The 26930-nt window shown below is 52.2% G+C and carries 24 protein-coding genes and 1 tRNA gene; 18 read left to right on the top strand and 7 right to left on the bottom strand.

Annotated features, from left to right (window positions below; translation table 11 throughout):
• Positions 1 to 44: 44 nt before the first annotated feature.
• The 4 genes from ACTNE6_RS14665 to ACTNE6_RS14650 all read right to left on the bottom strand — a co-directional run bounded on the left by ACTNE6_RS14665 (position 45) and on the right by ACTNE6_RS14650 (position 5451).
• Positions 45 to 1832, bottom strand: coding sequence for a GspE/PulE family protein (locus ACTNE6_RS14665; RefSeq protein WP_442497256.1), 1788 nt, complete (start codon positions 1830 to 1832; stop codon positions 45 to 47).
• A gap of 165 nt (positions 1833 to 1997) precedes the next feature.
• Complete coding sequence (locus ACTNE6_RS14660) at positions 1998 to 2705, bottom strand: hypothetical protein (RefSeq protein ID WP_442497255.1); 708 nt, start codon at positions 2703 to 2705, stop codon at positions 1998 to 2000.
• Positions 2706 to 2720: 15 nt separating this feature from the next.
• Positions 2721 to 4109, bottom strand: coding sequence for a hypothetical protein (locus tag ACTNE6_RS14655; RefSeq protein WP_442497254.1), 1389 nt, complete (start codon positions 4107 to 4109; stop codon positions 2721 to 2723).
• A 454-nt stretch (positions 4110 to 4563) separates the two neighbouring features.
• Complete coding sequence (locus tag ACTNE6_RS14650; RefSeq protein WP_442497253.1) at positions 4564 to 5451, bottom strand: type II secretion system protein; 888 nt, start codon at positions 5449 to 5451, stop codon at positions 4564 to 4566.
• Between the two features lie 780 nt (positions 5452 to 6231).
• On the opposite strand from ACTNE6_RS14650, the gene ACTNE6_RS14645 reads away from it, so the two are divergent.
• From ACTNE6_RS14645 to ACTNE6_RS14635, 3 genes are all read left to right on the top strand, one after another.
• Positions 6232 to 6627, top strand: a complete 396-nt coding sequence (locus ACTNE6_RS14645; RefSeq protein ID WP_442497252.1) for a hypothetical protein — start codon at positions 6232 to 6234, stop codon at positions 6625 to 6627.
• 70 nt (positions 6628 to 6697) lie between these two features.
• Entirely contained in the window at positions 6698 to 7189 is a 492-nt protein-coding gene (locus ACTNE6_RS14640; RefSeq protein ID WP_442497251.1) for a macro domain-containing protein, read from the top strand.
• A 57-nt stretch (positions 7190 to 7246) separates the two neighbouring features.
• Complete coding sequence (locus ACTNE6_RS14635) at positions 7247 to 7636, top strand: VOC family protein (RefSeq protein WP_194970709.1); 390 nt, start codon at positions 7247 to 7249, stop codon at positions 7634 to 7636.
• 221 nt (positions 7637 to 7857) lie between these two features.
• Here ACTNE6_RS14635 and ACTNE6_RS14630 read toward each other — a convergent pair whose 3' ends face one another.
• A complete protein-coding gene (locus ACTNE6_RS14630) occupies positions 7858 to 8733 on the bottom strand; it encodes a ribose-phosphate diphosphokinase (RefSeq protein ID WP_442497250.1) in 876 nt (291 codons plus the stop codon).
• Positions 8734 to 8746: 13 nt separating this feature from the next.
• Complete coding sequence (locus ACTNE6_RS14625) at positions 8747 to 10372, bottom strand: thymidine phosphorylase family protein (protein WP_442497249.1); 1626 nt, start codon at positions 10370 to 10372, stop codon at positions 8747 to 8749.
• 58 nt (positions 10373 to 10430) lie between these two features.
• On the opposite strand from ACTNE6_RS14625, the gene ACTNE6_RS14620 reads away from it, so the two are divergent.
• The 7 genes from ACTNE6_RS14620 to ACTNE6_RS14590 all read left to right on the top strand — a co-directional run bounded on the left by ACTNE6_RS14620 (position 10431) and on the right by ACTNE6_RS14590 (position 16530).
• Positions 10431 to 10988: a DNA-3-methyladenine glycosylase I gene (locus tag ACTNE6_RS14620; protein WP_442497248.1), complete on the top strand. Its 558-nt coding sequence runs from the start codon at positions 10431 to 10433 to the stop codon at positions 10986 to 10988.
• A gap of 15 nt (positions 10989 to 11003) precedes the next feature.
• A complete protein-coding gene (locus ACTNE6_RS14615) occupies positions 11004 to 11861 on the top strand; it encodes an ion transporter (protein WP_442497247.1) in 858 nt (285 codons plus the stop codon).
• Between the two features lie 48 nt (positions 11862 to 11909).
• Complete coding sequence (locus ACTNE6_RS14610; RefSeq protein ID WP_194970714.1) at positions 11910 to 12350, top strand: VOC family protein; 441 nt, start codon at positions 11910 to 11912, stop codon at positions 12348 to 12350.
• A gap of 347 nt (positions 12351 to 12697) precedes the next feature.
• Entirely contained in the window at positions 12698 to 14221 is a 1524-nt protein-coding gene (locus tag ACTNE6_RS14605; protein ID WP_442497246.1) for a DUF6861 domain-containing protein, read from the top strand.
• Positions 14222 to 14223: 2 nt separating this feature from the next.
• Positions 14224 to 14505 (top strand): hypothetical protein, encoded by a 282-nt coding sequence (locus ACTNE6_RS14600; RefSeq protein ID WP_442497245.1) that lies wholly within the window; start codon positions 14224 to 14226, stop codon positions 14503 to 14505.
• Between the two features lie 737 nt (positions 14506 to 15242).
• Entirely contained in the window at positions 15243 to 15794 is a 552-nt protein-coding gene (locus ACTNE6_RS14595) for a hypothetical protein (RefSeq protein ID WP_194971867.1), read from the top strand.
• Positions 15795 to 15918: 124 nt separating this feature from the next.
• Complete coding sequence (locus ACTNE6_RS14590; RefSeq protein ID WP_442497244.1) at positions 15919 to 16530, top strand: hypothetical protein; 612 nt, start codon at positions 15919 to 15921, stop codon at positions 16528 to 16530.
• A gap of 142 nt (positions 16531 to 16672) precedes the next feature.
• On the opposite strand, the gene ACTNE6_RS14585 is transcribed toward ACTNE6_RS14590, so the two are convergent.
• Positions 16673 to 17854 carry a pyridoxal phosphate-dependent aminotransferase gene (locus tag ACTNE6_RS14585; RefSeq protein WP_442497243.1) on the bottom strand — a complete coding sequence of 394 codons (1182 nt, stop codon included), beginning with the start codon at positions 17852 to 17854 and terminating at the stop codon, positions 16673 to 16675.
• A 106-nt stretch (positions 17855 to 17960) separates the two neighbouring features.
• Here ACTNE6_RS14585 and uvrB point away from each other — a divergent pair, with 106 nt between their 5' ends.
• From uvrB to pheT, 8 genes are all read left to right on the top strand, one after another.
• Entirely contained in the window at positions 17961 to 19967 is a 2007-nt protein-coding gene (gene uvrB, locus ACTNE6_RS14580) for an excinuclease ABC subunit UvrB (protein WP_442497242.1), read from the top strand.
• A gap of 59 nt (positions 19968 to 20026) precedes the next feature.
• Positions 20027 to 20103: transfer RNA gene (locus ACTNE6_RS14575), tRNA-Val, on the top strand.
• Positions 20104 to 20169: 66 nt separating this feature from the next.
• Positions 20170 to 22077 carry a threonine--tRNA ligase gene (thrS, locus tag ACTNE6_RS14570; protein ID WP_442497241.1) on the top strand — a complete coding sequence of 636 codons (1908 nt, stop codon included), beginning with the start codon at positions 20170 to 20172 and terminating at the stop codon, positions 22075 to 22077.
• A gap of 22 nt (positions 22078 to 22099) precedes the next feature.
• On the top strand, positions 22100 to 22624 hold the full coding sequence (infC, locus tag ACTNE6_RS14565) for a translation initiation factor IF-3 (protein ID WP_194971876.1): 525 nt from the start codon (positions 22100 to 22102) through the stop codon (positions 22622 to 22624).
• 71 nt (positions 22625 to 22695) lie between these two features.
• On the top strand, positions 22696 to 22983 hold the full coding sequence (gene rpmI, locus ACTNE6_RS14560; RefSeq protein WP_434485262.1) for a 50S ribosomal protein L35: 288 nt from the start codon (positions 22696 to 22698) through the stop codon (positions 22981 to 22983).
• Between the two features lie 15 nt (positions 22984 to 22998).
• Entirely contained in the window at positions 22999 to 23361 is a 363-nt protein-coding gene (rplT, locus tag ACTNE6_RS14555; protein WP_194971872.1) for a 50S ribosomal protein L20, read from the top strand.
• 146 nt (positions 23362 to 23507) lie between these two features.
• Positions 23508 to 24527, top strand: coding sequence for a phenylalanine--tRNA ligase subunit alpha (gene pheS / locus ACTNE6_RS14550; protein WP_194971873.1), 1020 nt, complete (start codon positions 23508 to 23510; stop codon positions 24525 to 24527).
• A gap of 26 nt (positions 24528 to 24553) precedes the next feature.
• Positions 24554 to 26929, top strand: coding sequence for a phenylalanine--tRNA ligase subunit beta (gene pheT / locus ACTNE6_RS14545; protein WP_442497240.1), 2376 nt, complete (start codon positions 24554 to 24556; stop codon positions 26927 to 26929).
• Position 26930: the final 1 nt, after the last annotated feature.

Genomic DNA, 26930 nt, shown 5'->3' with positions numbered 1-26930 from the left:
GGCCGCCGGATTGTTAAACAGGCATAAGTTTTCAATCATCGGCTTTACCATGACGAAGCGATCTGGACGACTTCGGAAACCGACGTGACGCCGGCGATCAATTTGGATACCGCATCGTCCAGCAGACTCTTGATTCCCGTTGCACGCATTTTGACCACCAGTTCGGCCTCGCCTTCGCCTTCGGCAACGGCGCGTGCCCAATCCTCGCGCAATTCCAGCAATTCGTAAAGTCCGATGCGGCCCGCATAGCCTTTGCCGCCGCAGTAAATGCAGCCGGACGGGTCGTGGATTATCCGGCCAGCCAGTTCGGGATGACTGATCGATACGGCTTCCAGTTCAGTCATCGGCCTGGGGATGCGGCAGTATTTGCACAGGCGCCTGAGCAGACGCTGGGCCACGGCAAGGCGCAGCGCGGCCGCGACCAGATACGGCTCGACGCCCATGTCGGTCAGACGTGTGACGGTCGCCGCGGCCGAGTTGGTATGCAGCGTGCCCAGCACCATATGGCCCGTTAGCGCCGCCTTGATGGCGATATCGGCGGTTTCCTTGTCCCGGATCTCGCCGACCATGATCACGTCGGGGTCATGGCGCAGCACGCTGCGCAGGGCTTTGGCGAAACTGACCTTGTCGGCGGCATCCACCTCGACCTGCGCGACGCCGCCGATTTCGTATTCGATCGGGTCCTCGATCGTGATGATGTTGACATGCCGCTCTTCCAGCAACATGCGGATGGCCGCGTACAGCGTCGTGGTTTTGCCGCTGCCGGTTGGTCCGGTCATGATCATCATGCCCTGGATGCGGCGAAGGAAGCCTTCGATCCTGTGCCTGTGATCCGGGTCGAAACCCAGATGCTCCAGCGTCAGGGAATCGGTCTGCACGGCCAGGAGACGCATCGTGACGCGCTCGCCGTACTTGGTCGGCAAGGTCGCCACGCGCACGTCGATGCGCCGTCCGCCGGACACGAACTGATGCGAGAAGCGGCCGTCCTGGGGCTGGCGTTTCTCGGCGATATCCAGATAGGCCATGACTTTCAGGCGGCTGACCAGCTCGGCGTAAATGTTGGCGTTGATATGGCTGTACTGCTCCAGCTGGCCGTCGACGCGGAAGCGGATGGTCGCGCCGTTAAAACCCGGATCGATATGGATATCGGAAGCCTGGCGCATGTAGGCGGCATAGAGCAGTTCGTCGCCGGTGCTGACGGCGCTGGAGTTGGCCTCGGCGGTTTTGGGCAATGCCTGAACCTGATGGCGGCTGTCGCCGTAGACCTGCTTGAGTTTTACATCCAGCAAATCCTCATCGCCGGCCCATAGCTGGACGGGCATTTTCAGCAGCCGTTCCAGCAGGTTTGCCAGCGACGCGTTTTCAATATCGAGGCAGGCGACATGCATGACGCCGTTCAGTTCGATGAAGGGCAGGGCTTTCTGCCGCAGCGCAATATTGGCAGGCAGCTTTAGCGCACAGGCCGGATCGATGCGGGCCAGGCCGATATCGAGCAGGTGAGTCTGAGGATCCAGGCCGACGTGATCGATATATTCCACGGCCACCTGCAGTTCATCGCCTTCGGGCAGCACCCGGCACACCCTGGCTTTGCGTGTAAAGCGCCGGTGTTGCGCCTCGATGCTGACCGTAATTAACTGATCGTCATCGATCAGGCCGGGGCGGCCCTCGATAATCAGGCTGGCGCCGCTGTCGGAGGCTTCTTTGACATCGGCATGGCTTACCGTGATGCCGTTTTCGGCAAACACGGCCGCACGCCAGCCGCTGACAGGCTGGCGCTCTGCGCTTCTTTGTTCGGAAGCAGGCCTTTTAAGCTCTGATGGGTTTTGTCTCATGTATTTATAGTTATTATCATCGCGTAGAGATCGTTCGGATGTTCTCTACGTCGGTTTGTTATTCAGTCAGGATTCGCGCCGCCTGTGGGGGGGCGACTTCGCCTAAAGCGCCTACTGTTGGCAGTCGCCCGCTATGTAGGGGCGAATTCATTCGCCCAGGGCGGCTTACAGCCACAATTTCAACAGCCACTCCTGTTTTCCGTCGCCCTTGCCGTAGGCTTTCATCGTCAGCGATACCGGCAGCGCTTTAATGTCGCTGTCGGCCAATGTCGCCAGAGCCCGGTAGGTATCCAGATAGGTGCCGGCGAAACGGATATTTCTGATATTGATGGCAGCCGCTTTAGAAGATTTCTCGTCAGGAGCGGCAGGCTTTTTATCCTTGGGAGCTTTAGCTTTAGGATCTTTGGCTTTGGGATCGGTGGTTTCTTCCGGCGTTAAAAGATCCTTGAGCCAGTTCCGCGTGCTTTGAAGCGATTTAGGCAGATTTTTGTCGCTTGATTGGTCATTGGGAAGTTCATCAAGTATCTGCAAACGGTTGTCATCGAAGATAACGGTAATGCGATCTATGGCGTTATTGGTCGAGCGTTCGGGCGATAAAAAACCGCTTTTTGCCGCCAGTGCCGCATGCAGGGTTTTGGATTCCTGTTCAAGCTTGGCGATCTCTTCCTCCAGCCGTCTTTTTTCCTGTTCCATGCCCGGCATCGCATCCGCGTTGATGCCTTTGCTGAACATTTCCATGTACTGTTGCTCGGCTTTTTGGGACTTTTCCGTGACAAAGCCGCTGATAATCGCAAAATAAACCACCAGCACGCCCAGCGCCGGCAGGATGCGTTTTAGTAATTGCTCTCGTTGTTGTTCAGGTGTCATAGTCATTCAGGCGCTGATCCGTTATTGTTTTTCCGGCTCATGATGAAACCCGTCGATGCCTTTATCGCGCAGGGCGATTTCAAATTCCCAGGGGCCGCCGTCTTCAAGCAGGTTCATGTTCTTTTTGGTCGGCGCGAGGATTTCCCAGCCCAGATCCGCCAGCTTCAGTTCCAGATAACCGGCCAGCTTGTTGGTCGAGACGGCGTCCAGACTGACGCCGCGGATTTTTATGTCATCGTTTTCGGCGACAACCTCCTCCAGCACCAGATTCTCGGGGCGACCCGAGGCGACGGCGGCCAGCAATCGCGAGGGACGGTGCTGCAGCGCCTTGATCATTTGCGGCAACGTGTCCGAGTCGCCTTTGAGCTTGTCGAGCTTTGTTTTCAGTTTGTCGCGCTTTTCGCGATTGTCGGCTGAAGACTTGCGCAAGGCGGTCATCGAGGTTTCGACTTTTTTCAGCGCTTCGGCCTCCTGGGTGAAATGCTGGGCCTGATACAGATGCCAGCTCAAATGGCCGGCGCAGATCAGCACGGCTACGGAGCCGCCGGAAGCCATCAGCAAAAGATCCGTATTGAGTTTGGATTGATAGCGCAGTATCGGAGCCGGAGGCGGCGTTTTTTTTGCTAGTGAGACGGCCCATAAGGCCAGCCAGTCCGGCAGCCGTTCGGTATTGCCTAAATGCACCGTATAGGCGGTTTCAGGCAATAGTTCGATCATGTCGTTCAGCAGGGTTTCGGTATGCAGAACCTCGCCCTGCTCATGCAGCCACTGTTCCAGTTGCGTGTGCCAATGACGGTAGTCAAGCGAGAACAGCTGCATGGAGAAGCCGCTGTCGGGATGGCGCCGCAAGGCGACCAGTTGCCTGGACCAGCATTCCAGTCTCAGCCAGTCCTCGTGCTCCGGGTTGGCCAAAGATTGCGGCATGGCGGCGGGATGCAGCAGGCCGCCCAGCTGGCTGCCGGCTTTTTTCAGGGCTTTGTGGAGGTCCTCGAAATGCAGCTGGTTGATCTGGCTCACCCAGTACGTGCTCATTTCATCCTTGTTGCTGAGCAGGTGATAGGCCAGCTTTGCGTCCAGCGCGGACTGGCCGGTCAGGCCTTCCAGCTCGAATTGCAGAGCCTGCAGCAGCGTGGCTTCGTCAACGCCTTCCACCTGCATGGAAGGTATGGTCAGCAAGGCAATCGGCAGGCGCATGTACAACAGCCAGACTTTACGGCCGAACGGCTTGCCGCCGGCGGCGATTTGTCCGACGCATTCGGCCAGTTTCGCCGTCGTCGGGCAGCTGACGTTTATAGCGCCCATATCGCCGATTAGTACGCCCGCCTTGTCGAAATCGACGCGGAAGGTTTTGGCCTCGGTGATGAACAGCAGGCTGTGGGCCTGGCGTTTTTTGAATAGGGGGAGTTTCATGGTTTTTTAACTACAAATAAAACCTTAGGTTCGTTTCAGCGTAAAGAGGCGCAGCCAGGGGCGGCCGAGCGTCTTGATGCCCATACCGCTGCATTCTTCTGGAAAAATGCAGGGGTATGAGGTGGGTGAGGAGGCGTCCGTGGCCTCTTCATCCGTCATCCGTGAAAAACATCTCCTTCGATACTTTCCGTCATCCTTTGCGGAAACCGCCGGGCGTCGGTTATTGGGGTGCCTATGGGCCCGGGGTAGTTGAATTGCTTCTGGCTGATAGAATGGCCAATGCTGTTCTGTCCATCCTGTTAAGCCAAGTAAGGTGAGCACAAGAGGCCTATGTTCACTCTGCTTGGTTTATGCATTTGCGGCGGATCGCTAACCGTCGATCCGCCTTAGGGGTTAAGGCAGGGCCGCCGGACAGCATGGCAACCCAACCAGCGCTACTTATCCGTTTTATGGATTAGTTAGCAGCTCTATTTTGCCAGCCTTGAGCCAGCAGTGTGTTTGTGCCAACCAAATAATCTGATTCAGCTGCTGGCACGTTAGCTACGACGCCCAGGAATTTAGCTTTTTCGGTCGTACCGGAGCAGCCGGCGGTGCTGTTATCTTTATCTACCTGCAGAATTGCAATGAAGTGCGCATAACGCTCTGTGGGGCCCATTGTTGCATCTTGAGGGAAGAACACAGGTGATGATGCTGCAGTAGACTGAACTAACTCATTGTTGTCGCCAAGACCCATGGCAATATAGTCGTAGCAGGTAGAATTATAAACCATCGGATCACGACCTAATGCTTTTGCTAAATGTTCTTCAATAGTGCCGGTGCCAACTGCTGCAACCGCTGCAAAATATTGAGTACCGGTAAAGGCCATCATGCCTGAACCCTCTAGACCAATCATGCCTGTACTTGTACCAAAGGTTTTATTTGCGACATCAGGATTGTTTTGTACCGCCATGCTAATTCCTGATTTTACAATTGATTCAACTGGAATAAGATCAGTAGCAGCAGCATAAGGCACTGCCGTGAACAGGGCCGGATTCGCCAAGCCGCAATAAACTGCGTTTAAAGCTGCTCCCGTGCAAGACCCTGTTGCCGCAGCAGTTGCCGCTGCACTGTTGATTAATGTGTCCATATGCTGTGGCAAATGGTTTTTATCAGTTATATAACGACCCATCGCATTGTTCAGTTGCGTCAGGTTATTGGAGTTGGTACTGTCATGGGTAGTCTGTGTAAAGCTGCCGACATAGGGCACCAGCAATCCTGCCAAACCAATCAGAATCAACAATACCACGGTCAATTCGATTAAAGTCATACCCGCCTGGCGAGTCATATTGTTATAATGCTTCATGAAGGGTTACTCCCTATTTTTATTAGTTAATGTTTAAGTTTAAGTTGCCATTAACAAAGTTGTTGGCGGCAGAGCTCGACCCTCTGCCGCCAACCGGGGGTAACCTTTCCCCCACCCTCCTAAAATACCTTTAGTTCGCCATCCCGGCTCTGCCCATCCTGGAACGAATTAACTCGCATGGTCAATAGGTATAAAGCAAAGTCTGTGCCAGAGTTGTAAGTTATTGATTTCAGCAAAAATAGTATTTTTAATTGAAGGCTATTTTAAAAAAACCTTAAACGGCATTTTAAAAACTGTGTGAAATGCCGCACTACTGTGTGAAATGCCGCATTTTTTTGTAGGTTACAGGTAAGCAAAACCTAGATAGGGTTGTAAGTAATTGTTTACAAAAGAGCATTATTTTTTGCTTGAAACATACCTTAAAAAAATTGTGTGAAATGCCGCATTTTTTGTAAGTTAGGGTTGCGCATGAGCTAATTCGCTACTATTAAAGCCGATACCCTCAAAATGTCCGGGCTATGCGCGGTTAGTGCGGTAGGCTGGGTTGGAGCTTTAGCGGAAACCCGGCATAGGCGACTCCGAAATGCCGGGTTTACCAACCCCGCCTACCGCTGTCAAAAGTGGCGGTGCTCGGCGCGGCAAAAGCAGGCTAATGCCCGCTATTGACATTCATTTATACTTCGATCCCGTGCCGAAAGTGATCCGATAGAGGCAAACCGGCCGGGAAAGCGCTATGATAATCCCGCACGATTTGTTGAATTTAACCGACAGGACAATTACATGAACAAAAAAGTCTTACACTGCTTGATACTGCTGGCCTTGACGCCTGTTGCCGCCCATGCGGAGTACCCTAACATGAGCCAGGAGCAAATGCAGAACATGATGGCGCAGGCCCAGAAAATGCAGGCTTGTTTCAGTCAGGTCGATCCGGCGGCCATGCAAAAAATGGCTGAGCAGGGGCAAGCTTTCCAGGCCGAGATTTCAGCTATGTGTAAAAGCGGCGATCGCGATGGCGCCCAAAAACGTGCTGTGGCGTATGCGAAGGAAATGATGAACGATAAAGCTTTTCAGGTCATGAAAAAATGCGGCGAAGAGATAGCCCAGACCATGCCGCAAATGAATATGGTCAAGGATTACAGCGATGCCAAACAAGGCCATGTCTGCGACAACCACTAGGGCTTAAGGACGGCCTGCCATCCATCGCCTCCTGAAGCTGCACAACAATAAAAAACTGTGAGAGGGTATTATGATATATCAAGTCGAAGGTGATATTCTGTTGAGCAAGGCCTACGCCATCGCACACGGCGTAGGGCTCAATGATCCGATGGACAAAGGCCTGGCGCTGGCGCTGCATACCCGGCATCCGGCCATGCGCAGGGATTTCGAACGCTGGTGCCATCAGCACAACACTAGGCCCGGCGAAGCGTGGCTGTGGGTCGGGCCTGATAACGCTCACATCGTCAATTTGATCACGCTGGAAAGCGTGGATTCTCCCGAGCATCATTTCGGCAAGGCGACGCTCAGCAATCTGAAGCATGCGCTGGATGCCCTGGTGAAAATCATTGCAAAAGAAAAAATACCCTCGATCGCCTTGCCGCGGCTGGCGACAGGCACGGGCGACCTGGACTGGGACGACGTGTGGCCGCTCATAGAAAACAGCTTGGGCGAACTTGATATTCCGGTGTATGTCTATACGACCTATCATGCCGGTCAGCAGGCCCATGAACCGATAATTTAAACAGTGCCGGTAACTATTTATCCGCACATCCTTACTACCCTGGAAGAGAAGATCATCTTGCCTGAACCTATTCAATTAAAAATTCACCATGTCAGCATTCTTGTTGCCGATACGGCAAAAGCGCTGGCGTTTTACAGCGGCGTGCTGGGACTGAAAACCTGCGAGCGCCCCCCGCTGCCGTTTCCGGGCGCCTGGCTGCAGCTTGGCACGCAGCAGCTTCATCTGATTGAACTGCCCAATCCCGATCAGGGCAGAATAGCGCCTCAACATGGCGGTCTGGATCGGCATACCGCTTTTCTGGTCAATGACTTCCAGGCCGCCAAGCGTATTTTGGAACAGCAGGGTATTCACTATACGTTGAGCAGATCGGGCCGCCCGGCCCTTTTTTGCCGCGATCCGGACGGCAATGCCGTGGAGCTGATTCAGGACCCTGATGTCGTGCAGTAGGGTACGCACCGCGTACCTTTTGAGAGGCTTCAAAAACTGAATAATGGTACGCGATGCGTACCCTACCGATCCCCATCGGACAGTCCCAAGCGGAACGGGGTTTGCAACCCCGTTCCTAACGTTTCCATGATGTCTGGGTTAAGTGGCTGCTCTTGATCTGTATGAAATATTTCGGGCGGGGCAGCATGCCCCATCCGGCTTGAGTGCGAATGAATTCGCACCTACACAATCGCTCTGACCGCATCGCCCAGCAGGGCGTCGAGGTGAATACAGGACGTCGGATGATCGATGCTGTCCGTGCTCCAGATGGTTTTGATGCCGGCTTCGAGAATGTGGGCTTCGGCGTCGCCGCAGAACAGCGGGTGCGTGACGGCGACATAAATGTCGCCGGCGCCGGCCGCCTTCAGCAGACGGGCCGCTTTGGTCAGCGTTCTGCCGGTGCTGGCCATGTCGTCTACAATAACGACAGGCTTGTTGGCGTAGTCATTTGCCGGCAAAGTCATTTCAACATGTTTGTCGCCCAGTCGCTCTTTGTGCGCGATCGCATAGTCAAAGCCGATCTGCCGCGCGATTCTTGAGACCCATTGTTCCGATTCGCTGTCCGGTCCGAGCAGCACGGCGTAATCGAGCTGCTGCTTCAGGAAGCAGCCGATTTCATCGGCCGCCGTCAGGCTGATCGCATTTTTGATCGGAATGGCCTGATCCAGTGACGCGATGCGGTGCAGGTGCGGGTCGACAGTCAGCACGTCGTCAAACAGGCCGGCCAGCATTTTACCGATAATGCGCTGACTGACCGCTACGCCGGGCTGACTGGCGAAATCCTGGCGCATATAGCTCAAGTAAGGCGCAACCAGCGTCAGGCGTTTGGCGCCCAGTTCGCGGGCCGTAGAGGCGCACAGCAGCAGTTCGATCAGTTTGTCGTTGGGCTGGTTGAGGCTGCGGCAGACGATAACGTGTTCCGGCAATGACGGCGGCAGCTGCACAAAGCTCTCGCTGTCGGGAAAGTGATGGATCGTGACTTCGGCCAGTTCGGCATTCAGGCGGCTTGTAAGCCGTTGCGCCTGGCTCAGATAATCGGGGAAGGCGAGTATGATCATGGTGGATTCCGGATTAGAAGGCGATCAGCGAGGTAAGCGCCAGTTCGTCGCCGCCAATGGTGTAGCCGTTATTTTGCGCGGACAGATTCTTGGCGAAGGTGAAATCGGCCGGGAATTCGGCATGGATGCGGTATAAAACGTCGCCTTTTTTCACCGGATTGCCCAGTTTTTTGAACAAGTCGACTCCGGCTCTTTTCAACATGGGAGCTCCGGCAAGGCTCGCGATTTTAGCCATCTGGAAGTTGTCGATATTGGTGATGAAGCCGTCGCGGTCGGCATAGACTTCATGGCAGAGTTTTCCAGCATGCAGGTCGATCGGCTTGGCGCCTTGCGCCTGAATCAGCGCCTTCATCTTGGCCCAGGCCCGGCCGGATTCCAGGATGTCGCGGGCGATGGCATAGCCCTGGCCGCCGCGCACGTCGGGATCGAATTCGATGATCCGGCCGGCCAGTTGCAAGGACTTTTGGCGCAGATCGGTTGAAGCATCGGGATCATTCTGCAATACCTGCATGATATCCCGGGCTTCCAGCACCGGTCCTATGCCGCGGCCGATCGGCTGGCGGCCGTCGGTGATCATGACTTCCAGATGGATGTCGAGACGGTCGCCGACGAACTCAAACAATTTGCGCAGGGCCAGGGCCTGGCGCATGTGCCGGACTTTGGCCGTGGGGCCGACGGGAATATCGATCAGCAGATGCGTGGAGCCGGCGGCAAGTTTTTTGGACAGGATCGAGGCCACCATTTGCCCTTGTGAATCGATGCCCAGCGGGCGTTCGACGGAAATCAGCATGTCATCGACCGGCGCCAGCCGGGCCGTTCCGCCCCAGGCCAGGCAGCCACGTTCCTTGCGCACGATTTCATGCATCTGGTCCGGCGACAGATTGACTTCGGCCAATACTTCCATAGTATCGGCCGTGCCGGCCGGCGAGGTGATGGCGCGGCTCGATGTCTTCGGAATCAGCATGCCGTGCGCGGCGACGATCGGCACGACCAGCATCGAGGTGCGGTTGCCGGGAATGCCGCCGATGCAGTGCTTGTCGGCGACCAGCGGCTCCCGCCAGTCGATGCGCTCGCCCGATTGCAGCATGGCTCGGGTCAGGTAGAACAGTTCGTCTCGGTCCAGGTTATTTTGCCCCGTGGCGACCAGGAAGGCGGCCATTTCCATTTTCGAATAGCGGGCTTCGGCGATATCGGTGGTGATGCCGATGAAGTCATCCTGGCTCAAGCGTTCGCCTTCAATCTTGCGGCGCACGGCATCCATGGATTTGGGGTGTTCGGCATGATCGACCGTCACGAGAGATTCTTCGGCGACGTTCAATTGTGTGAACGCCTGTTCGGACAAGCCCAGCTGGTCCGGCAGCACGATCGATGAATCATCGACGACATTGAGCACGGCAACCACTTTGGCGCCATTGGCGCTGACTAGGATTTTGGACAGCGCCTGGAACCCTTCAGCGCGATAGATACCGCATTCGCGATGCATATAAGCCACGTTTTCATGATAGGTATCGATAGCGATACGGCGTATTTTCAGGGTGTCGGTGCTCATGGGTAAACTGTTCAGTCGGACGATGGGGTCGATGATGCGATCTGGACCGGTCGTTGTCAACAAACGAATGCGCGGATTTGGGATTTGCACAGGCCCCGGCTAGGGCCTATCATGCGTTTTACTTTGCTTTTTAATTTTGGGGAACGGCATGGAAAAATGCGCATGGGCACTGGCAGGCCTCCTGGAAGAACAATACCATGATCTCGAATGGGGCGTTGCCGTGCATGATGATCGGCTGCTTTTTGAATTTCTGATCCTGGAAGGCGCGCAGGCAGGCTTGAGCTGGGCCACGATTTTAAAAAAGCGCGCCGGCTATAAAAACGCTTTCGATGATTTTGATGTCGAAACAGTGGCCGGCTACGGTGCCATAAAAATCGACGAACTATTGTCCAATCCGGACATCGTTAGGAATAAACTGAAGGTGCAGGCTGCAGTCAGCAATGCCCGGGCTTTTTTAAAGGTCCGGCAGGAATTCGGCACATTCAACGATTACATCTGGCGATTCGTTGACGGCCGGCCCGTGCGCAATGCCTGGAAAAGCGCGGCCGAAATTCCGGCGGCGACGCCGGCATCGGATCTCATGAGCAAGGACCTGAAGCGGCGCGGCTTTAAATTCGTGGGCAGCACGATTTGTTATGCCTATATGCAGGCGGTAGGCATGGTCAATGATCATACGGTCGATTGTTTCAGATACGGGCAAGTCTGAGAATTCATGCGATTAATGAAAACATCAAAAACGACCTATCACTATTACAATGACGGCGAGGCGCTTTCGCCGTGGCGGGAATCGCTCAATGAGGTTATTTTCGGTTCCGAGACGCCCTTGGGCAGGGTGTTCGACATCGGTTTGAGCATCAGCATCGTGCTCAGCGTAATCGTGATCATGCTCGACAGTGTCGAGGCTATTCAAAACCGGTACGGGCAAGCCATTTATATTACTGAATGGCTATTTACCCTGCTGTTTACACTGGAGTATGGATTGCGTTTGATCAGTGTGCGCCGGCCCTGGCTGTATTTCACGAGTTTCTTTGGTCTGGTCGATCTGGTTTCGATACTGCCCAGCTATCTGATCCTGCTGTTTCCGGGCGCGCAGTCCATGCTTGCCATACGCATTTTACGGCTGCTTCGGGTTTTCAGGATTCTCAAGCTGTCAGCCTACATGGATGAAGCGCAAATCATGATGGCGGCATTAAGCAAAAGCTCGCGAAAAATCATGGTTTTTCTTTATTCCGTATTTATGATCGTGGTTGTGCTTGGCTCATTGGTTTATGTCGCAGAAAGCAGGGAAGCCGGTTTTACCAGCATTCCAAGATCGGTTTATTGGGCTATCGTGACGCTGACGACGGTCGGTTATGGCGATATTTCGCCGCAAACGCCGCTGGGCCAGTTGCTCGCTTCTACGATCATGATCATGGGTTATGGCATTATTGCGGTGCCTACGGGCATCTATAGCGCCGAGTTGATCAGGACGTACACAGAAGGCAAAGTCAGGAATGACGCCTGTCCCGATTGCGGGCGGACCGGGCATGATTTCGATGCCGATTATTGCAAATACTGCGGTCATGCCCTGGAAGATTAGCCTGTCACGGCTTAAGTTGTTTAATTTATTTTGGAGGAGTCTATCGCTATGCGTTATCTGCACACCATGGTTCGGGTCAAAGACCTGGACGAATCGCTCGATTTCTATTGCAACAAGCTGGGGTTGGTCGAATCTCACCGGATAGACAATGACAGCGGCCGTTTCACCCTGGTTTATCTGCATGCTCCGCGCGACGCCGAATTGGCCGCCAAAACCCATGCGCCGCTAATTGAGCTGACCTATAACTGGGATACCGAAGACTATGCCGGCGGGCGCAATTTCGGCCATCTGGCGTTTGAAGTCGATAATATCTATGAGACCTGCCGGAAACTGATGGATGCCGGCGTGCTGATCAACCGTCCGCCGCGCGACGGCCATATGGCATTCGTGCGCTCGCCCGACAATATCTCCATCGAGCTGCTGCAAAAAGGCCATGTGCTTGCGCCTGAAGAGCCGTGGTTTTCCATGCAGAACACCGGCAGCTGGTAATAAAAATTCCCTGTATATTTAATCTTGTGGTCCGCGGTCGGCTTCAGGCCGCGGACGATCAGAAGTTCCCTATGTCCGTTATTTTGGGAACAGTCAAGGAATTAAATATTCCTCTTAAACACGATAAGGTGTGCTAGAAATTATGAATTGGAAGGCGGTTCCGTAGACTTTCGAGCGACACCGTCGGTACGCATATCCTGGCAGCCAAAATATGTGACAGGTTATTTGTCTGGGATACAACCGCTGTGCTAGAGTTGTTGCACAACCTGTGCGTCTGGCAGCGGTATTTTATAGCGCCAGCTCTATTCAGCATTTAGTAGCAATACCCGTCAGTGAGAAGGATTTCCATGGCCAATGATTTTCCCAAAACCCCTTACGATGCCTGGCAGCCGCAACGCTGTCATCCCAATGCGCCTGCCGGCGGAGGCGGGCCCGGTTGCTTCACCAGCGCCGATCCTTTTCTTCGATCCAGCAGTTCCGGCTGGCAAGGCCTGCCCCATCCCGACTCGCCGGCGGCACGCTACCTGACGCCGCAGGAGATCCGCGCTCCGGATCTTACCGAACGGGTGCGGGCTGTCGTCCAAGCCTATTTTCGGGCGCTGCGCCTGGTACCTGCAGCGGTTTATCGGGAAACCGGCTGCCAACTGGATCAGGTTATTGACGGTTTACTGCCCGGCCTCCTGCAGATGCTGGCAGCGCTCGGCATCAGCGCCATGGCGGGCGCCAGCACCGGCGCAGCCGTCGGCTTCTTTCTCGGCGGTGTAGGCGCCGCGCCCGGCGCGATAGTCGGCGGCGAATTAGGCCTGGAAGCCGGCACTGCGCTGCTTGCTTGGATGGGATTGGGCTTTCTTGCGGCCGCCATCGGGCAGGGCATGGGCGAGTTGGCAGGCGTTCTCAGGCGCGCCATCCGATGTGCCTGGCATGCGCCGGAACATCGTTACCCGCCCTTCGAAATCGACAGGGCGGCGGAAGACCTGGCCCGGGCGGCGGGCATTTTATTCCGCCTGATGCTCCAGGGCCTGCTGGCTTATGTGCTCAAGAACGGGGCGGTTAGTGCCGGCCAGGCCGCGGCATCGACAGGCCGGACCCTCAGCGGTGGAGGCGCCGCCGCGGACGCAACGCTGACCGAAGTCTCCGCACTGCTGCGGAAAAGCAAACTGCCAGACGGGTTTGTTGCCTGGCTTGAAAAGAACTGGGAAGACCTGAAACGAAATCCCAAGCTGGCAAGCAATAAAGCCAGCCCGGCTGTTTCATCCCAATCATCGTCGGCAGCGACGCCATCGGAACTGAAAGCCATGAGGGAAAGACAGGGGCGTAGTAGTATCGGGGAAAATTCCGGTAATAAAAGTCGACCTGTCGCCGAAAAAACCAGACATGAGAAAGCGGCTTTCGATGAACGAACCGCTCGTGATAACATAGCTCCAGGCAAAAATCTCAGTGCTCAACTGGATAGATTACGCGCAGAAGGACATGCTCTTGAACGTCATGGAGGATCTATCACAGATGAACAGCTCTATGTAAGAGCACAAACAGGTGTGGCACCAGATGGTTCAAGAACAAGAAGAGGCTACACGCCAATTTCAACTGCGTTTGATAGTGACGAGCTATTGATTCATGCAGACCAATTCTTAAGAGCAAATTATCTGGATGATGCAATAAGAAATGCTGAGCCTGGAGCATTGCGAATTAAAGTTTCGGGTGATACCGGAATTGAACTGGGTAGAGGTTATATTCCAGTCGGTAAACAAACTGAGTTGCTAGGGCCTTTACAGCGAGTAGATAACTTAACCAATGTTGAGGCTTGGTATGTTTATGATCCAGTTAAAACTATTTGGCAAACAAACACGATTTATCCAATACCAGTCAGGTAATTATGGAATCCTATAAGTTAATTCAAAGTGTCTTGGGCGGTATATATGGTGCTCAAGTCGGGTTAGATGATGACGAGGCAATTGCCGCATTCAAAATGGATTTGCAGCAACCGGAGTTTAGAAAAGGAATTGAGAAAGAGTTAAAGCAAGCATTTTCTGATCCATCAATTTCGTGGGTGAAGTTAATGGATGAGTGCGAAGTTGCATATTTTGATACGGAAGAAGACGCCAAATCATTTGCGAAAGAACTGCTGTGGGATGTTGTATTTCCCAAAACGCGATAAGGCGCGCTAGAGCAGCACCAACCCTTCATTTGTAGACTCTAAGAGAGAAGGTTCCGGTTATGGTGACCGAACAAAACCACGAGGGGCAACGGTGGCTGTATGCTGGATGGGTCATATGGTGGATTTGTCTTGGCAATCCGCCGACAAACGAGCTAATGTTCCTCAATATTACTTGACCTGCTTGAAATGGCGGTTTGCAGCGCGGTAGGATGCGGTAAGGCACGAACCGCATCGATCAGGTTTTCATTGGAACTCAGTGACACATGGTTAGGTACAGCAGGTAAAGAATTGGCCGCATTCCAGCCTCATGTTTATGTCGCGCGAGGGGTGCACCTGAATGGGATAATGAAATCAATTTATCCAGCATTACGGCAAGAGAATAACGCGAATGATGCGGTTCGTACCTTGCCGCATCCTACCCGCGCTTATTGCTGAAATAGTTAAACGGGTTAATAGCAAAGGTGAATTTGTAACAATCTAATCGCTTGTTACAAACAAGCGGAACGGGATCAAATTTTACAAACAAGCGTGGTATACGCGGTGGGGCACGAATCGCATTCTACCCGCCCTGTTAGGGGCTGAGTCAGTTTTAAAGCCTGCCCAGATATCTTCAGTCTCTATCCTATGCTTTCACGAATTTAAAAGCATTCTCTGCCTTTGGCTGATATGATTCATTCCTTTTTGCCAGAATCCATGAAGAACAATTCTGGCCAAGACTATGAATTATTGAGGCGCACATGCAAGAACTTACCAACCAAGAACTATACCAAGCCCTGGCATATGCCAAGAGCATCGACGAGGATACCGGCAGAAAAATGCTTGAGCAATTCCAACTTGATCAGACCGCGCTCGCTCAGACTATTTTCGGTGTATTTCCAGCCCTTGTCGCCAAAGAAAATCAGGACATGTCTTATTTGTTCATGGATCTGTGTTTCGATGTGCTTTGCATCTTTCAAAAGGCTTTCGGTCCGCTGCCTCCCCAAAATGAAATGGATTTTGACTGGGCTGCAAAGCAAGCAGTGCTTATGGATGCGGAACTGCAATCGTTAATCCAGGAAAATCCTATGGATGACAAGCTCAGGGCTAAACTGCAGGATAGATTCACAAAACGGGCATTCGAGGATAGTCCTCAGATGGGCTTGGTGAAGCTCATGAATGAAGCGATTGACGATTATGCCTCGGAAAGCCCTAGCCGGGTTTCGGCGATCAAGCCCACTCAAACCATGATCGCTGTCGTAATTCGCCTGTTTGACAATCTTTATACGCAAGCGAGCGGCAAGGCTCTTTAAGCTTGGTTTGCAAGCGGTTATCAGTAGTTTTCCTATTGAGAAATACTGTTTACTGAGTTAAACGCTAAACGATGGAGAAAGCCTCTTCAGAAGGTACATTCTGCCGAAATAATCGTTTAGCGTGATGAAGACACAAAATGCTTCTCATCTGAAATGCCGTTTTGCAATCTTGTTGCTCTTCATGCTTTCGATAGGGTCGACAAATGGTTGTGCAGTACGTGTGGTGCCGCCGCGGCAACTGAGTGAGCCGGTTTCCGTGTTCCTGCTGGATCATGGACAGCATTCCAGTCTCGTGCTTCCCGGCAAAACTGGCGGGCTGGTTCGATACTCTTATGGTGATTGGCAGTATTATGCCCTGGGGCACACCGGCTTGGTCAGCGGCTTTAATGCATTGTTCATAGACACGCCTGCAGCGCTGGGGCGCCGCGAGCTGCCGGGTCCGCAGACGCCAGCGAATGTACGCAGCCTGATACGCATCGGTATCGAGCAGCTATTTGAACTGCAGGCAGAGTCATTAGAAGTGAGCCGATTACGTGAAGATTTGGATAATTTGTTCAATTCGGCGCAGGCATCGCGCATCTACAATGCGAAAATGGATCTGTACTTTGTGCCGCACCCTGAGCCCTATACGCTTTGGCATAATTCCAACCTGATGGTTGCGCGATGGCTTGGCGTCTTGGGTTTTAAGGTGTGGGGAAATCCGATAGCTTCAAACTGGAGCATGGTTGATGACTGATGTTCCAGTATAAATATCTGTGTTTTTGATTTAACTGAAATCGATTGACGCTAAACCGGCTTATCCATAGGAATTATCGAACAAAAAAGGGCGATTGCATTCATGCAGCCGCCCTAAACAGGTATTAACGTGAATAGTTTTTTCAGATGGCGTTTCTGATGCGCTCCATCGCTTTTTCCAGATTGGCCATGCTGGTGGCAATGGAAATGCGGATATGGCCTGGGCAACCGAACGCAGAACCGGGGACCAGCGCGACGCCGGCTTTTTCGATCAGGTACTCGGCAAATTCAAGGTCGTCATTGATGTTGTCGAGTCTTGCGATCAGCTTTTCTACATTCGGGAAGACATAAAACGTGCCGTCTGTACCTATGCAGTCGACGCCGTCCATTTTATTGAATTCCGCGACGACGAAATCATGGCGCTTTTTGAATTCGACGCGCATATCGTCGATAAACGACTGGTCGCCGGTCAGAGCCGCTTCGGCGGCGACTTGCGAAATCGAAGTCGGGTTGGAGGTGCTCTGTGACTGGATCGTGGTCATGGCCGCAATCAGATCGACGGGGCCTGCCGCATAGCCGATGCGCCAGCCGGTCATCGAATAGGCTTTCGATACGCCGTTCATGACGACGGTGCGGTCGTACAGTTCAGGATACGCATTCAGGATATTAACGAAGGTGCCTTTTTTCCAGAGGATATGCTCATACATATCGTCGGTGGCGATAATGATGTTTGGGAAATCTTTGAGCACATCGCCGATGGCTTTCAGCTCATCCAAGGAGTAGGCGATGCCGGACGGGTTGGACGGACTGTTGATGAACATTAACCGGGTCTTGTCGGTAATGGCGGCACGCAACTGTTCCGGGGAGATTTTAAATTGCTGAGCCTGTGTGGTCTCAATAATGACCGGTACGCCGTCTGCCAGCAGCACCATATCCGGATAAGAGACCCAGAACGGCGCGGGAATAATGACTTCATCGCCCGGGTTGATCAAGGCTTGAATCAGATTGTACGAGCTTTGTTTGCCGCCGCAGGAAACCAGGATCTGCTTGGGCTGGTAATCCAGTCCGTTGTCGGTTTTAAATTTATTGATAATGGCTTTTTTTAAGCTTGGAATGCCGTCAACTGCAGTATATTTGGTAAAACCATTGTCTAGTGCCTTAACAGCGGCTGCTTTGATATGATCCGGTGTATCGAAATCCGGTTCACCCGCGCCTAGGCTGACAATATCTTTGCCTGCAGCCCGCATCTCAGCAGCTCTGGCGGTAATGGCCAGGGTAGGAGAGGGTTTAACTGCTTGCACTCTATCAGATAGTTTGATGCTCATATTCCGCCGTGTAGAATCAATGTCAAAAATAACGAGGATTATACTCTGTATAATGGCCTGCTAATAGTCTGCTGTTAAAAATGATTAATTTCTTGAGATGTATTGAGTGAAAAAACAATTTAAAATTCAAAGTCGTTTCAAGCCGGCCGGCGACCAGCCGACAGCCATTAAACAACTGGTTGAAGGTTTGAATGATGGCGAGGTCCACCAGACGCTGTTGGGCGTCACGGGGTCCGGCAAGACGTTTACAATCGCGAATGTCATCAACGAGGTCCAGCGTCCCGCGATGATTCTGGCGCCGAATAAAACGCTGGCGGCACAGTTGTATGGCGAGATGAAAGAATTCTTTCCTGAAAACAGCGTCGAATATTTTGTTTCGTATTATGACTATTACCAGCCGGAAGCGTATGTGCCGTCTTCAGATACGTTCATCGATAAGGATGCCTCGCTGAACGAGCATATCGAGCAGATGCGCCTGTCGGCCACCAAGGCGCTGATCGAGCGTCAGGACACGGTTGTGGTCGCGACCGTGTCGGCGATTTACGGTCTGGGCGAACCTGAATCGTATTTCAAAATGGTCCTGCACCTGGTCAAAGGCGATATGATCGATCAGCGCGCCATTTTGCGCCGTCTGGCCGAAATGCAGTATACGCGCAATGATGTGGAACTGCGCCGGGCCACGTACCGCGTGCGCGGCGAGGTCATCGATATTTTTCCGGCCGAATCCGATCAGGAAGCCTTGCGCGTTGAATTGTTCGATGACGAAGTCGAGCGCCTGTCGTTGTTCGATCCCTTGACCGGCGAAGTCCTGCGCCGCGTGGCGCGTTATACGGTTTATCCGAAGAATCATTATGTCACGCCGCGCGAGCAGCTGCTGTCTGCTGTCGAAAAGATCAAGATCGAACTCAAAGAACGCCTGGAGCAGCTGCGCTCGTTAAACAAGCTGGTCGAAGCGCAACGGCTGGAGCAAAGGACGCTATTCGATATCGAGATGATACTGGAGGTCGGCTATTGCTCCGGCATCGAGAACTATTCGCGCCATCTGTCAGGTAGAGGTCCCGGCGAGGCGCCGCCGACCATGTTCGATTATTTGCCGGCCGATGCACTGGTCATTATCGATGAAAGCCATGTCACGGTGCCGCAGATCGGCGCCATGTACAGAGGCGACCGCTCGCGCAAGGAAACGCTGGTCGAATACGGCTTCAGATTGCCTTCGGCACTTGATAACCGGCCGTTGATGTTTGAGGAGTTCGAGGTGAAATCGCCGCAACGGATCTACATTTCGGCAACGCCGGGTCCGTACGAAAAAGCGCACTCCGGCGTATTTGCCGAGCAGGTGGTCAGGCCGACCGGATTGCTCGATCCAGAGGTCGAGGTGCGCCCGGCCACTACGCAGGTCGACGATTTACTGTCTGAAATCAATCGGCGCATTGAGCTAAAGGAGCGCGTGCTGGTGACGACGCTGACTAAAAGGATGGCCGAGGACCTGACCGAATATTACCTGGAGCACGGCGTGCGCGTGCGCTATCTGCATTCCGACATCGATACGGTGGAGCGTGTCGAGATTATTCGCGATTTGAGGCTAGGGCAGTTCGATGTGCTGGTCGGCATCAATTTGTTGCGAGAAGGGCTGGATATTCCGGAAGTGTCTCTGGTTGCCATTCTGGACGCCGACAAGGAAGGTTTTTTGCGTTCGGTCGTATCGTTAGTGCAAACCATCGGCCGGGCCGCCAGAAACGTCCACGGCAAGGCGATTCTGTATGCTGATCGCATAACCAAATCCATGCAGCAGGCGATTGATGAAACCGAACGCCGCCGCGAAAAACAGCGCCGATTTAATATTGAGCATCATATAGAGCCGGCCACCGTCTACAAGTCTGTGACCGACATCATGCAGACGTCGATCCCCGGTGCCGGTATTTCGTTCGGCGGCGATAAGAAAAAGGTCGCAGAGCTGGCTGCGGACTACAAAGTCATGTCGCCCAAGCAACTGGGCAAGAAGCTGAAGCAGCTGGAAGAGGCCATGTATCAGCATGCCAAAAACCTTGAATTTGAACAGGCGGCAAAAATCCGTGATGAAATTAAAGCGCTTCAGGAAGAAATATTGGTTTAAAAAGTTGCATAATAAAATTCTGCCGGTATAATAGCCGGCTCTGAAGTTACACAGGCTTCAGGCGCGTAGCTCAGTTGGTTAGAGCACCACCTTGACATGGTGGGGGTCGTTGGTTCGAGTCCAATCGCGCCTACCAGACTTTATAAAGCACTGCTATCGCGGTGCTTTTTTTATTGTACTAACTAACCATAGTTGACGAAAAATGCCGGTAATTACCCTTCCTGATGGCTCTCATCGCGAGTATGAACAAGCTGTTACAGTGATGGATGTTGCCCAATCCATCGGCGCCGGTTTGGCCAAGGCGACTTTGGCAGGCAAGGTGGACGGCAAGCTCGTCGATGCCAGTACAGTAATCGATCACGACGCTACACTTCAAATCGTCACGGCAAAAGACGAAGACGGCGTCGATGTCATTCGTCATTCCACGGCACACCTTTTGGCTCAGGCCGTCAAAGAATTATTCCCTAAAGCGCAAGTCACTATCGGGCCGGTTATCGAAAACGGCTTTTATTACGATTTCGCCTACGAGCGTCCTTTTACGCCCGATGATCTGGCTGCCATCGAAAAGAAAATGCAGGAACTGGCTGACAAGGATTATTCGGTCAAGCGCTATGTATTGCCCAGAGATGAGGCGGTAACATTCTTTAGAAACCAAGGTGAAGAATACAAGGCCGAAATCATCGAGTCCATTCCGGCCAATGAAGATTTATCTTTGTATGAGCAGGGCGGGTTTACCGATCTGTGCCGCGGTCCCCATGTGCCGAGCACGGGCAGATTGAAAGCCTTCAAACTCATGAAAATTGCCGGTGCCTACTGGCGCGGCAATTCCGATAACGAGATGCTGCAGCGCATTTACGGTACGGCATGGGCTGATAAAAAAGAACTGCAGGCCTATCTGCATCGTCTGGAAGAGGCAGAAAAGCGCGATCATCGCAAACTGGCCAAAACCCTGGATTTGTTTCATGCTCAGGATGAAGCGCCTGGCATGGTATTCTGGCACGATAAAGGCTGGACCATTTACCAGCAGGTTGAGCAGTATATCCGCAATAAACTGCGCGCTAACGGTTATGGTGAAGTAAGAACACCGCAGGTTGTGGACCGCTCTTTATGGGAAAAGTCCGGTCACTGGGATAAGTTCGGCGACATGATTTTCACGACGCACTCGGAAAATCGCGATTATGCCATTAAGCCCATGAACTGCCCTTGTCATGTGCAGATTTACAATCAAGGTATTAAAAGCTATCGGGATTTGCCGATCCGTCTGGCGGAATTCGGCTCCTGTCATCGCAATGAGCCTTCAGGCACATTGCATGGCCTGATGCGGGTCAGAAACTTTGTGCAGGATGATGCACATATTTTCTGTACAGAAGGGCAGATTCAGGGCGAAGTTTCAACTTTTATCGATTTGCTGTTTGATGTTTATAAGGACTTCGGTTTTGAAGAAGTCATTATCAAATTATCGACCCGTCCGGAAAATCGCGTAGGCGATGATGCGGTCTGGGATAAGGCTGAAAATGCGTTGGAGCTGGCGCTTAACAATAAAGGCCTGAAATGGGATCTGCAGCCGGGCGAAGGCGCTTTTTACGGTCCTAAAATTGAATTCTCGTTAAAAGATTGTATCGGCCGTGTCTGGCAGTGCGGCACGATTCAGGTCGATTTCTCCATGCCTGGCCGGTTAGGCGCTACTTATATCGCCGAAGACGGCTCCAGACAAGTACCGGTCATGTTGCACAGGGCCATACTGGGTTCGTTAGAACGCTTTATCGGTATTCTGATCGAGCAGCATGCAGGTACATTCCCGGTTTGGCTGGCGCCAGTGCAGGCGGTGTTGATGACGATCACTGACCGACATGCCGAATATGCGTCAGAGCTTGCTCAAAACCTCGAAAAGCAAGGCTTCAGGGTGAAATTAGACTTGAGAAATGAAAAGATCGGGTTTAAAATTCGAGAGCACTCTATGCAGCGTGTGCCGTATCTTCTGGTGATCGGAGATAAGGAAATGGAAGATCAAACCGTTTCAGTGCGTACACAAAAGGGTGAAGATTTAGGTAGTCTGTCAATCGGTGCATTTACCGAACGGTTAACAAAAGAGATTGAAGACAAAAAGTAACCATACTTTGGAGGATTAAGATATCGCTGCTAAAAAAGATGAAACGCGCCTGAACGATGCCATCACTGCCAGACGAGTGAGGGTAACAGGAGCAGATGGTGAAGCATTGGGCATTATCTCGTTAGACGAAGCCAAACAGATTGCTTATGCTGCGGACTTGGATTTAGTGGAAATATCGCCAAACGCGGATCCTCCCGTTTGTAAGATAATGAACTATGGTAAATACCAGTTTGAGCAAAACAAAAAACTGGCAATTGCCAAGAAAAAGCAAAAACAGATCCAGGTTAAAGAAATTAAATTCAGACCCGGAACTGATGAAGGGGATTATCAGGTTAAGCTCAGAAGCCTAACCAAATTCCTGAACGATGGCGACAAAACAAAAATTACCGTACGCTACCGCGGACGCGAAATGGCCCATCGTGAAATCGGCATGGATTTGTTGAAGCGTATAGAAAAAGATTTGGAAGAGATAGCCACTGTCGAGCAGTTTCCCAAGATGGAAGGCCGTCAAATGGTCATGGTTATGGCGCCGAAGAAGAAAAAATAAACCGCCGCCTTTTCCACTATTTTTAAAGTTATCAGGCAGCACAGGATGTGCTGCCGAAGGCGTCATAAAAAATGGCGCGCATAATTCTTCAGGGCCATGCATTTTGCCTTGCTGGGTTATTTTCTCAGGGATCTTGTATTTATAATTATCGGAGCAAACAAATGCCAAAAATAAAAACCAACCGTGGCGCAGCCAAGCGTTTTAAACGCACAGGCAACGGCGGTTTTAAATGTGGACAATCATTTAAACGTCATATCCTGACTAAAAAATCCACTAAAAGAAAAAGACAGTTACGCAGGCCGGCAAGTATTCATCCATCAGATGTGCGCATGGCAAAACGCATGATGCCTTACAGCTAATAAAGGAGCGGAATAATGCCTAGAGTAAAACGCGGCGTAACAGCCAGAGCAAGACATAAAAAAGTTTTAAAGCAAGCGAAAGGTTACTACGGTGCGCGTAGTCGCGTTTATCGCGTTGCCAAGCAGGCGGTAATCAAAGCAGGTCAATATGCTTACCGCGACCGCAAACAGAAAAAACGTCAATTCCGTGCGTTGTGGATTGTTCGTATCAATGCCGCAGCCAGAATGTGTGGTACGTCTTACAGTCGCTTGATCAATGGTTTGACTAAAGCGAATGTAGCGATAGACCGCAAGGTTTTGGCAGACATTGCTGTACGTGATATGGAAGCTTTTGCTGAAATAGCGAAAATCGCTAAAGCAAATCAAAGCCCGCTTTGAAATAAAAAGACGATTACTCTTACTGAGTAATCTGATTATTCCCCCCTCTCCGGTCGGGGAGGGGTGGAGTGAAGGTTTTATCCTTCCCAGATTAAAAAATCCTTTTGGATTATCCTCCCCATCTACTTAAATAAGCGAGTTGAGCAGTGTCGGCCACTCTAGAAGAAATTCTCGCGCAGGCATTACAACAGCTTGCGGAAGCACAAGATCTTAATCAACTCGATCAAGTCCGTGTCCAGTATCTCGGCAAAAAGGGTTTATTTACTCTGCAGATGAAAGAACTCGGTAGACTTGATCCTGACCAGCGCCGTTCCGTCGGACAGATCATCAATGAAGCCAGGGATCAATTTCAGGAACAGCTGGAAGCCAGAAAAAATACCCTGGAGCATGCTGCACTGGAAGAAAGGCTGTCCAGCGAGCGCGTCGATGTCACCCTGCCGGGGCGCGGGCAATTTGCTGCCGGACTGCATCCGGTGACGACCACGCTGAGAAGAATTTCCAAAATTTTTGCCGGTGTCGGCTTTAAAGTGGTCGAAGGGCCGGAAATTGAAGACGATTACCATAATTTCAGCGCCCTGAACATTCCCGAGCATCACCCGGCGCGGGCCATGCACGATACGTTTTATTTTGATGCGCATACGGTTTTGCGGACGCATACTTCGCCGGTGCAGATCCGGGTTATGGAATCCGAGCAGCCGCCGCTCAAGGTGATCGCGCCAGGACGGGTATACCGCTGCGATTCGGATCTTACCCATTCGCCCATGTTTCATCAAGTAGAGGGCTTTCTTGTCGATACCGACGTCAGCTTCGGCGATTTAAAAGGCGTGATTTTCGAGTTTTTACAGGCGTTTTTCGAAAAAGACGTCCAGGCTCGTTTTCGTCCGTCTTATTTTCCGTTCACCGAACCTTCGGCAGAATTCGACGTTTCATGCGTGATGTGCGACGGTCAAGGCTGTCGTGTCTGCAAGAACACCGGCTGGCTGGAAGTAGGCGGCTGCGGTATGATCCATCCCGAAGTCTTCAAATCGGTGAATATCGATCATGAACAATTCTCCGGTTTCGCATTCGGCATGGGCGTGGAACGTCTGGCTATGATGCGATACGGCATCAACGATTTGAGATTGTTTTTTGAAAATGATCTTAAATTTTTAGAACAATTCAGATAAGTTGCAGTTACGGGAAAGCTTGAATCATGCAAATAAGTGAAGCCTGGTTAAGAGACTACGTCAATCCGGCCATAACCACAGAAGAACTGGTCGAGCAATTGACTATGGCAGGCCTTGAAGTCGATTCCGTAACGCCTGCGGCAGCCGTATTCAGCGGCGTCGTCATCGGTGAAGTGCTGGAAATGGAACAGCACCCTGATGCCGACCGGCTCAGAGTGTGTAAAGTCGCTGTCGGCGAAGCCGAGCCTTTGCAGATTGTTTGCGGCGCCAGCAATGTGCGCGTAGGGCTTAAAATACCGGCCGCATTGATCGGCGCCGTACTACCGGGCGATTTCAAAATCAAAAAGTCCAAACTGCGCGGAGTGGAATCGTTCGGCATGCTCTGCTCGGAAAAAGAGCTGGGCTTGGCCGCTGACGCCAGCGGTCTAATGGAATTGGCAGCTGATGCCCCGGTAGGCACCGATATTCGCGAATACCTGTCACTGAATGACAGCATTATTGAAGTCGATCTGACGCCTAACAGAGCGGACTGTCTGAGTGTGGAGGGCATTGCGCGTGAAGTGGCGGTTTTAAACCGCATGAATTGGTCGTCGACTCAGGTCGAGAAAGTTGCGGTCAGTCATCAGGAATCATTAACCGTAAAGGTCGAGGCGGAAGATGCCTGCCCGCGTTATCTGGGGCGATTGATCAAAGGCGTAAACGCCAAAGCGGAAACGCCGCTTTGGATGCAGGAACGCCTGCGCCGTTCCGGCTTGAGAAGTCTGGGACCTTTGGTTGATGTTACTAACTATGTACTGATCGAGCTGGGCCAGCCCCTGCATGCTTTCGATGCCGACAAGCTGAATGGCGCCATTAACGTGCGTTGGGGTAAAGCGGACGAGCAACTTTTTTTATTGAACGGTCAGGTGATCACGCTTGATCCTGAAGCCTTGGTCATCGCCGATGACCAGCAGGCGCTGGCGCTTGCCGGCGTCATGGGCGGCAGCGAGTCAGCCGTCAGCGATGACACGCAGAACGTATTTCTGGAGTGCGCATTTTTTGCGCCGCGAAGCATTGCCGGCAAAGCGCGTCGATTCGGCCTTCATACCGATTCATCGCACCGCTTCGAACGCGGCGTCGATCCTACCCTGCAGGAAAGAGCTATTGAGCGTGCCACACAATTGATCGTTGAGATCGCAGGCGGCAGCGTCGGGCCTGTCACCGAAGCAAAAGCAGAGTCAGCATTGCTGACGCGGCCAGCGGTTTTGCTCAGACGGCAACGTATCGAAAAAATACTGGGCATTGCACTGGCTGATGAAGAAATCGCGGCGATTTTTCAGCGCCTGGGCATGTCAGTGGAAGCTCAGGCTGATGGCTGGCAAATTACGCCGCCGGGCTTTCGTTTTGACATCGCCATCGAAGCGGACTTAATCGAAGAGTTAGCGCGTATCTATGGCTATAACAACCTGCCGAGAAGCAGTCTGTTAATGCGCTCCGAATTAAGCAAGGCGACAGAAGCCGTGCTGGACATTGACCGCGTTAAAGACCTGCTGGTTGACAGAGGCTATCAGGAAGCCATTACCTATAGTTTTGTTGATGAAGACATTCAGAAGGCAGTGGCGCCGGATGACATAGTCATCAGTTTAAAAAATCCGATTTCCTCGGAATTGGCGGTCATGCGCACCACATTATGGTGCGGCCTGCTGAACGCGGCATTGCACAATACTAATCGCCAGCAGAATCGGGTGCGTTTGTTTGAAACCGGCCTGCGCTTTATTAATGAAGGCGGAGAAACCCAGCAGCAGAAAATGCTGGCGGGTCTGGCTTTGGGAAGCGTCTATGCCGAGCAATGGGGCGAAAAAAGCCGGAAAGTCGATTTCTTTGATGTAAAAGCCGATGCCCAGGCCATGTTTGCATTGACAGACTGTGAAGTGCAATTTGTACCGGCAAAGCATGCGGCGTTGCATCCCGGACAGACGGCTGAAATCCTGAACCCGGCAGGTGAAAGAATAGGCTGGCTAGGCATGCTGCATCCGACCTTGGAAAAACAGCTGGGTTTTGATACTCAAGTTTTTTTGTTTGAATTGGATCAGAACTTATTGTTAAATAAGCACATTCCGGTCTTTAAGCCGTTGTCGAAATATCCATCGGTGCGCCGCGATTTAGCCTTGATAGTCAAGGAAGAGGTCTCGGCCAACGACATCATCAATGCTGTTAAAGGCTGTGCGGAACAGACTTTGCAGGACATAGTGATTTTTGATGTATACCGCGGCAAAGGCGTAGAGGAAGGATACAAAAGTGTGGCTTTAAGTTTAACCATACAAGATTATTCACAAACGCTAACAGACTCTGAAATAGATGCTATATTTAACAGAGTGTTAGACACAGTAATGAATAAAATTAGTGCAAAGCTGAGAGATTGAT

The organism is Methylobacter sp. sgz302048 (genome assembly GCF_052162025.1).
Classification (GTDB): domain Bacteria; phylum Pseudomonadota; class Gammaproteobacteria; order Methylococcales; family Methylomonadaceae; genus Methylobacter.
Note: the sequence above shows the minus strand (reverse complement) of the source record. Positions and strands in the feature narration are given on the sequence as shown.